At 75.2% G+C, this 7,518-nt stretch carries 3 protein-coding genes and 1 pseudogene; all 4 read right to left on the bottom strand.

Annotation, left to right across the window (positions count from 1 at the left end; translation table 11 throughout):
- Positions 1 to 340 precede the first annotated feature (340 nt).
- Positions 341 to 3,589 carry an efflux RND transporter permease subunit gene (locus tag PYV61_RS17360; protein ID WP_275833912.1) on the bottom strand — a complete coding sequence of 1,083 codons (3,249 nt, stop codon included), beginning with the start codon at positions 3,587 to 3,589 and terminating at the stop codon, positions 341 to 343.
- On the bottom strand, positions 3,586 to 4,812 hold the full coding sequence (locus tag PYV61_RS17365) for an efflux RND transporter periplasmic adaptor subunit (protein ID WP_275833914.1): 1,227 nt from the start codon (positions 4,810 to 4,812) through the stop codon (positions 3,586 to 3,588). Before PYV61_RS17365 ends, PYV61_RS17360 begins: the two co-directional genes overlap by 4 nt.
- 104 nt (positions 4,813 to 4,916) lie before the next feature.
- Positions 4,917 to 6,368 carry a TolC family protein gene (locus PYV61_RS17370; RefSeq protein ID WP_275833916.1) on the bottom strand — a complete coding sequence of 484 codons (1,452 nt, stop codon included), beginning with the start codon at positions 6,366 to 6,368 and terminating at the stop codon, positions 4,917 to 4,919.
- A gap of 271 nt (positions 6,369 to 6,639) precedes the next feature.
- Positions 6,640 to 7,518: pseudogene (locus tag PYV61_RS17375) on the bottom strand (hypothetical protein); the annotation flags it as partial.

Here is a 7,518-nt window from a genome sequence, read left to right on the forward strand (position 1 = left end):
CCGCGGTCCTCGGCCCCCCGGCGACGCAGCCGCCGCGCGCGGCGTGCGCGCGCGCGGGTCGCGACGTCGACGACGCGCCGGGTCGGCGCGTCACGGTGCGGGGGGCGGGAGAACCGGGGGTTGGATGCACAACGCGACGAAAGCGGGGGCGGCGCCTCGGCGCCGCGTGCGCATCGAACGAATGCGTGATGCGCGCTGCAACGACGACGTAGTAAGGGCGCGGAAGCGCGTCGTCAAGAGACGCAGACGAAAAAGGCGCGCCATGCGCGAAAAAAACGCGCGGGCGGCCCGTTTCGGGCCGCCCGCGCGCGCGTCGGACGTCGTCGTCTTCGCTCGCCGGTCAGTCGCCGGCGACCGGCTCCGCGCCGCGCGGCGGCGCCCCGTGCGTCGCGTGCGTCGGCGCCGACGGCGCCGGCTGCGGCCCGCGGAAGCGCGCCTTGAGCCAGGCCGCCGCGTCGTCGAGCAGCGTGTAGACCACCGGCACCACGAACAGCGTGAGCACCGTCGAGGTGATCAGCCCCCCGATCACCGCGCGCCCCATCGGCGCCCGCTGCTCCGCCCCCTCGCCCAGCGCCAGCGCCAGCGGCACCATGCCGAAGATCATCGCCGCCGTGGTCATGATGATCGGGCGCAGGCGCGTCCGGGCCGCCGACAGCAGGGCGTCGACGCGGCTCATCCCCGCCTCGCGCTGCTGGTTCGCGAAGTCCACCAGCAGGATCCCGTTCTTCGTCACGAGCCCCATCAGCATGATGATGCCGATCATCGTGTAGACGTTCAGGCTCCCCCCCGTCGCCAGGAGGGCCACCGCCACGCCGATGAAGCTGAGCGGCAGCGCCAGCATGATCGCCAGCGGCTGCACGAAGCTCCCGAACAGCGACGCCAGGATCAGGTAGATGAAGACCACGGCCAGGATCACCGCCTCGAGCACGTAGCCCTTGGTCTCCTCGAGGTTCTGCACGTCGCCGCGGAACACCGTGCGGTACCCCGGCGGCAGCCCCACCGAGTCGATCGCCGCCGCCGCCCGGTCGGCCACGTCGCCCATCGCGAAGCCGGGGAGCACGCCCGCCGACAGGCTCACCTGCCGCTCCAGCATCGACCGCTCGATCTGCTGCGGCCCGACCCCGGGGCGCACCTCCGCCACCTCGGCCAGCGGCACCATCGCCGGCTGCCCGGTGCGCGGGTCCTGCCGCGAGCTCGGGATCACGATGTTCGCCACGTCGGCCGCCGAGGCGCGCAGCGAGTCGGGGTAGATCACCACCACGTCGTGCGAGTACCCCTGCGGGTCCTCCCACTCCGTCGCCCGCAGCCCGGTGAACAGCGGCTGGATCGTCGTCCCGATCGGCCCGATTCCCAGCCCCGCCGCCCACGCGCGGTCGCGGTCCACCCGCACGTCGAGCTGCGGGATGTCCCCCTCCTCGCTCGACTGCGGCTCGGCCACCCCGGGCACCCGGCGCAGCACCTCGTACACCTGCGCCGCGGCCAGCTTGAGCCGCGACTGCTCCGGGCCCTGCACGTTGATGCGGATCGGCTGCCCGAACCCGCCGAAGATCGTCTGCGTCCCGTTGATGTTCGCCCGCACCCCGGGGATCTGCGGCAGCGCGCGCCGCAGCGCGGTCTGGATGTCCGCCTGCGACCGCGCGCGCTCCGCCTTGGGGGAGAGCCGCACGTAGATCGACCCGCTGTTCGGCGACCCGCGGAAGCCGCCGCCGATGCTCAGGTACGTGAACTGGACCTCGGGGCTCTTCCGGAGCTCGCGCGCCACCGCCAGCCCGCGGTCCATCGTGTACTCCAGCGACGACCCGGGGGTCGTGCGGAAGCCGACGTTGAACTCGCCGCCGTCGAAGTCGGGGAGCCAGGTGAAGCCGATCTTCCCGACGAGCAGGAAGGCCACCGTGATCGACGCCCCCGCCAGCCCCACGACCAGCGGCCGGTGGCCGAGCGCCCACGCCAGCCCGCGCGGGTAGCGGTCGGCGATCGCCTCGAACCGGTCGTTGAACCGCTGGGCGAAGCGCTGGATGAAGTTCCGCTTCCGCGGCGGGGCGTCCACCGCCAGGTGCCCGTCGGCCCCCCGGTGGTGCAGGTCCACCTCGGGGTCGTGCCAGATGCTCGACAGCATCGGGTCGAGGGTGAACGACACGAACAGCGACACGATCACCGCCGCCGCCACCGTCACGCCGAACTGGAAGAAGATCTTCCCGATCTGCCCGCCCATGAAGGCGACCGGGATGAACACGGCGATCACGGCCATGGTGGTGGCGAACACCGCCAGCCCGATCTCGTCGGTCCCCTCCTTGGCCGCCCGCTCGTGGTCCTTCCCCATCTCCAGGTGCCGCACGATGTTCTCGCGCACCACGATGGCGTCGTCGATCAGCAGCCCGATCGCCAGCGACAGCGCCAGCAGCGTCATCGTGTTGATCGTGAAGCCGCAGATCCACATGGCGAAGAACGCCGACATGATCGAGATCGGCAGCGCCAGCCCCGTGATGACCGTCGAGCGCCAGGAGTTCAGGAAGAAGTAGATGATGATGACGCAGAGGATCGCGCCCAGGATCAGCTCGTGCTCCACCGAGTCGAGCGCCTGGCGGATGCGCTGCGAGTCGTCGCGGATCACGGTCAGGCTGACGTCGGGCGGCAGCGTCCCATCCAGCTCGTCGGCGGCCTGCCGGACCCGCTCGGCCACCTCGACGGTGTTGCTCCCCGAGATCTTGAGGACGTCCACCGCCACCGCGATCGCGTCCTGGTCGGTCCCGCGCCCGATCAGCGTCGCCGAGCGGCGCTCGGCCGTCCCGTCGACGATCGTCGCCACGTCGCCCAGCCGCACCGGGACGTTGGTCGCCCCCGTCCGCCGCTCGCCGATGCTGATGTCGGCGAAGTTCTTCGGGTCGCGCACCCGGCCGGTCACGCGCACCAGCCGCTCCATGGTGCCGCTCTTCACGCGCCCGGCCGGCACCTCCTGGTTCTCGCGCTGCAGCGCCGCCATCACCTGCGGCGGCGCCACCCCGTAGGCCCGCATCGCCGCCGGGTCCAGCTGCACCTTGATCTGCCGCGCCGCGCCGCCGACCACGTTCACGCCGCCGACGCCCGGGATCGACTCGAACCGCGTCGCCACGACCTCCTCGGCGATGTCGGTGAGCTCCCGCACCGGGCGCTCCGCGCTCTGCAGCGCGATCGACATGATCGGCGAGTCGTTCGGGTCGAAGCGCTGGATGACCGGGTCCTGGATGTCCTCCGGCAGCTGCCGCCGGATGCGCGCGACCTTCCCCTGCACCTCCTGCAGCGCCTCCATCGGGTTCGTGGAGAGCTCCAGCAGGACGCGCACGTTCGAGTTCCCCTCGTACGAGGTCGAGGTGACCTCGCGGATCCCCTGGACGGTGTTGACCGCCTCCTCGATCGGCTTGGAGACCTCGCGCTCGATCACCTCGGGCGACGCGCCGGGGTAGCTGGTCTGGATGCTGACCACCGGGCGCGTGACGTCCGGGTACTCGTCGATCGCCAGCCGCCCGTAGCTGACCACCCCCAGGACGACCAGCGCCACCATGAGCATGGTGGCGAAGACGGGGCGCTTGATCGAGACGTCGGAGAGGATCATGGGGTGCTCCGCGGGGTGCCGCTGTCGGCGGCGCGGGGGCCGGCGGCGGCCTGCCGGCCGTTCCCGCCCGGCCGCTCCCCGCCGAGGATCTGGACGGTGGTGCCCTGGCCGACGCCGGCGACGTTGCCGACGATCACGCGGTCGCCGGGCTGCAGCCCCTCGACCACCTCGGCGATGCCGGCCGCCTCGTCCACCAGCCCGAGGTTCACCGGCGCCCGCTCCGCGGTCTGGCCGCGCAGCCGGTACACGAACGTGTTGGAGCCCTCGCCGCGCCCGGCGCCGACCTGCTCCTGCGCCTGGCGCAGCGCGGTGGTCGGCACGAGCACCGCGTCGTTGATCGTGCGCCCGACCGCGCGCCCGGTCACGAACGTGTTGCCGCGCAGCGCGCCGCCCGGGTTCGGGACCTCGACGAACACGGTCACCGCGCGCGTCGCGGGGTCGATGGTCGGGCTCACCCGCGCCACCCGCCCCTCGATGGTGCGCCCGTCGGCGCTGAGCCGCACCGACTGCCCGGCGCGCAGCGCCGACGACAGCCGCTCGGGCACCGACGCCGCCAGCTCGAGGCGGTCGCCGCGCACGATGGTGAACAGCTCCGCGCCGCGCGTCACGCGCTCGTTCCCCTCGACCGCCCGCGACTCGACGACGCCGGACAGCGGCGCCACGACGCGGGTGTCGGCCAGGCTCTCGCCGGTGGTGCGCACCCGCGCCTCGGCGGCCGCCAGCCGCGCCCGCGCCGCCGCCAGCGCCTGCTCGCCGACGCGCACCTCGCGCTCGGCGACCGCGCCGGCGCGGAACAGCTCGCGCGTCTGCTCGAGGTTCCACTGCGCGGTGCTGACCTCGGTCTGCGCGCTCGCGCGGTCGGCGGCCGCGCTCTCGCGGTCGCCGGCCTGGATGTTCGGCTGGAACTGCGCCAGCAGCTGCCCCTGGCTCACCGACTGCCCGGGGCGCGCGTACACGCCGGTGAGGTTCCCCTCGATGCGCGCGCGCACGACCACGGTCTGCAGCGGGCGCAGGTCGCCGGAGAGCGGGATGCCGGCCTCGATGCTGCCGCGCTTCACCTCGCCCACGTCGGCGGCGGCGAGGACGAGCGGGGGGCGCCCGCGGCCGCCCGGGCCGCCCTGCGCGCCGGCGCCCCCGGGTCCGCCGCCCGGGCCGCCCTTGGCCGGCGCGGCGTTGGCGCCCTGTTCGCCGCAGGCGGCGAGGAGCACGGAGAGTCCGAGCACGACGCCCCGGATCGCTCGGCGCTCGGCGCCCGGCGCTCGCTCCGCCGCGCGAGGATGGCGAGCGCCGAGCGCCGAGCGCCGAGCGGGATGACGCGGATCGTTGATCATGGGGTCGGGATCGGCCGGCCGAGCGCGCGCGCCTGTTCGGCGGCCGCCAGATAGACGTCGTAGGTGGCGCGCAGGGCGTTCGTCTGCGCGGTGAGCAGCGCGAGCTGGGCGTCGGAGACCTCGAGCTGGGTGCCGAGGCCGCGCTGGAAGCGCAGCGTCGCCAGCCGGAACGCCTCCTCGGCGTCGGTCGCGTTGGCGCGCTGCGCGGCGTACAGGGCGCGCGCGCGCTCGACGGCGGCGCGGGCCTGCGCGGCCTCCACGGCCACGCGCTCGCGCGTCTGCGCCAGCTGCAGCTCCGCGGTGCGCGCCTGCGCCTGCGCCAGGTCGAGGTTCCCCTTGGCCCGCAGCCCGTCGAACAGCGGCCACGCCACGTCGACGCGGAACGACCGGTCGGCGAAGAAGCCGTTGTTCTGGCAGATGCGCGTGGCGGGGGAGCCGGCGGGGCAGAACTCGACCCCCGAGCGCCCGAGGCGCGTCGGGAAGCCGGCCGTCGTCGGCAGCGCCAGGAAGCCCGAGGTGAGCGACACGTTCACCGTCGGCAGGAAGTCGGCGCGCGCCACGCGGATCGAGGCGCGCCGCGCGTCGACGGTCGCCTCGGCGGAGCGCACGGCCGCGCGCTCCCCGACCGGCGCCGCCTCGTCGGGCGTCCCGGCGGCGGTCGCGCGCCCGGCGGCGTCGCGCCCCATCTCCTCGGCGCTCCGCAGCACCGCCTCGACCGCCGACGAGTCCTGGGCGACGGTGGTCGTCAGCCGCAGCGGGCGGTCGGTGGGGAGGTTGAGCAGCCGGCGCAGCTCGAGGTACGCGAGCTCGCGGTCGTTGCGCGCCTGGATCAGCAGCGGCTCGAGGTTGGTGCGCTCGACGCGCGCGCGCAGCACGTCGTAGCGCGCCGCGCGCCCGGCGCGCTCGAGCTGCTCGGCCTGCGCCACGCGCTCGGTCGAGAGCTGGAGGTTGCGCTCCTGGATCCCGACCAGCTGGTCGGCGGCGCGGGCGCCGAGGTAGGCGCGCTGCACGTCGACGCTGAGCTGCGCGCGCGCCTCGTCGAGGTCGAGACGGGTCGCCGCGCGCAGCCGGCTCGCCGCCCGCAGCCCGCCCACCACGCGCCCGCCCTGGAAGACCGGCTGCGAGAGGGTGGCGTTCGCCTGGTACGTGTACGACTGCCCGAACACCGAGCCGACGATGGTCGCGCGCGCGTTCTCGAGCACCTGCTGGTAGTTGCCCGCGAAGCGCAGCTGCGGCAGCGCGGCGGAGCGCGCGACGGTGACCTGGGCGTTGGTGGCGTCGATCGCGGTCTCGGCCTGCTGCACCTCGTCGCCGAGGCGGAGGGCGCGGGCGACGGCGTCGTCGAGGGAGAGCGGGATGGCGTCGGTGCGCGCCGAATCGGCGACGGCGCTCCCGGCGCGGGGGACGGGCGTGACGACCTGCGCGCGCAGCGCGGGCGCGGCTGGCACGGCAAACGAGAGGGCGGCCCAGAAGGCGGGCGCGGCCCGAGTGGACGACTTCGGCATGGTCTCGGGTATACGGCACCGGCGGAGGCAGCGTTGCCCCAGCACGGGTCAGCGAGCGGTCAAGGTACCGCCGGCGGGAAGAACGCGCCGGATGTGCTAACTGTCACAATGACAGGGAAGTAGGGGCCCGGAGGGGCGAGATCCGATAAAGCGATTTCGGGTGGGGGGAGATCCGAGGGGGGCTTCACCGGATGGCGCCCCGCCGGATCTCGCCTCACCGATCGGTCGCCTCCCCCAGCCCGTACGCCGCCCCGGTCCGCCGGGCGACCCGCCGCGCGGCGTCCAGCAGGTGGCCGTAGGCGACGTCCTCCAGCGTCAGGGCGGTCGGCCCGTCGCCCGGCGGGTGGGCGCCGCCGCCGAGGATCGAGCGCCACCGCGAGGCGTGGCCGAAGCCGAGGGCGTGCAGGAGCTCGTGGCCGGCCACGTGGCGGTCGGCCAGCAGGGCGCGCGTCCGGACCTCGACCAGCGCGTCGGCGATCCGCCCCTCGCCGTCCCACGTGACGGTGGCGAACCCCGCGGCGGTGATGCCGGGGGCGACCCGGGCGGCGATCCCGCTCCACTCCCCCGACTCGGCGTCGCGCGCCGGGACCGGGCGGAAGAGCGGGCTCCCCCAGTCGCGCTCCAGCGCCCGGGCGACGGCCCAGAAGGCCGCCGAGTCGGCGGCGGGGCCGCGGACGGCGAGCGGGATCGGGCGGCGCTCGTCGGGCCAGCCGACCGGCGCGCCGGCGCGCTCCCCGGCCGCGACGTCCGGCGTCAGGCGGGCGCCCCGCCAGAAGCGCGAGCCGTCGGCGGCGCCGGCGCGCGCGGCGTCGAGCGAGATGGCGACCTCGGCGCCTCGGTAGGTCCCGGCGGCGACCGTCCACCGGCGCGGCAGCAGGACGACGTCGGCGGGCGCGCCGGCGAACGGGACGGGGAGGGGGGCCGCGGCCCCGAACCAGGCGTCGCGCGCGCCGGCGTCGCGGACCACGCGCAGCCCCACCGGCGGGTCCGCCTCGGCGCTCCCCGGTCCGGTCAGCGGCAGCGCGAAGCGCCCCCCGGCGTCGGTCCGCAGCGTGTCGACCGCGCCGCCGCGCCGCGCCACCAGCACGCGCGC

This window comes from Roseisolibacter sp. H3M3-2, from assembly GCF_029211165.1.
Lineage (GTDB): Bacteria > Gemmatimonadota > Gemmatimonadetes > Gemmatimonadales > Gemmatimonadaceae > Roseisolibacter.

Bases quoted from the DNA above. Each gene is read 5' to 3' on its own strand.
- PYV61_RS17360 (WP_275833912.1), bottom strand. From the start codon at position 3,589: ATGATCCTCTCCGACGTCTCGATCAAGCGCCCCGTCTTCGCCACCATG.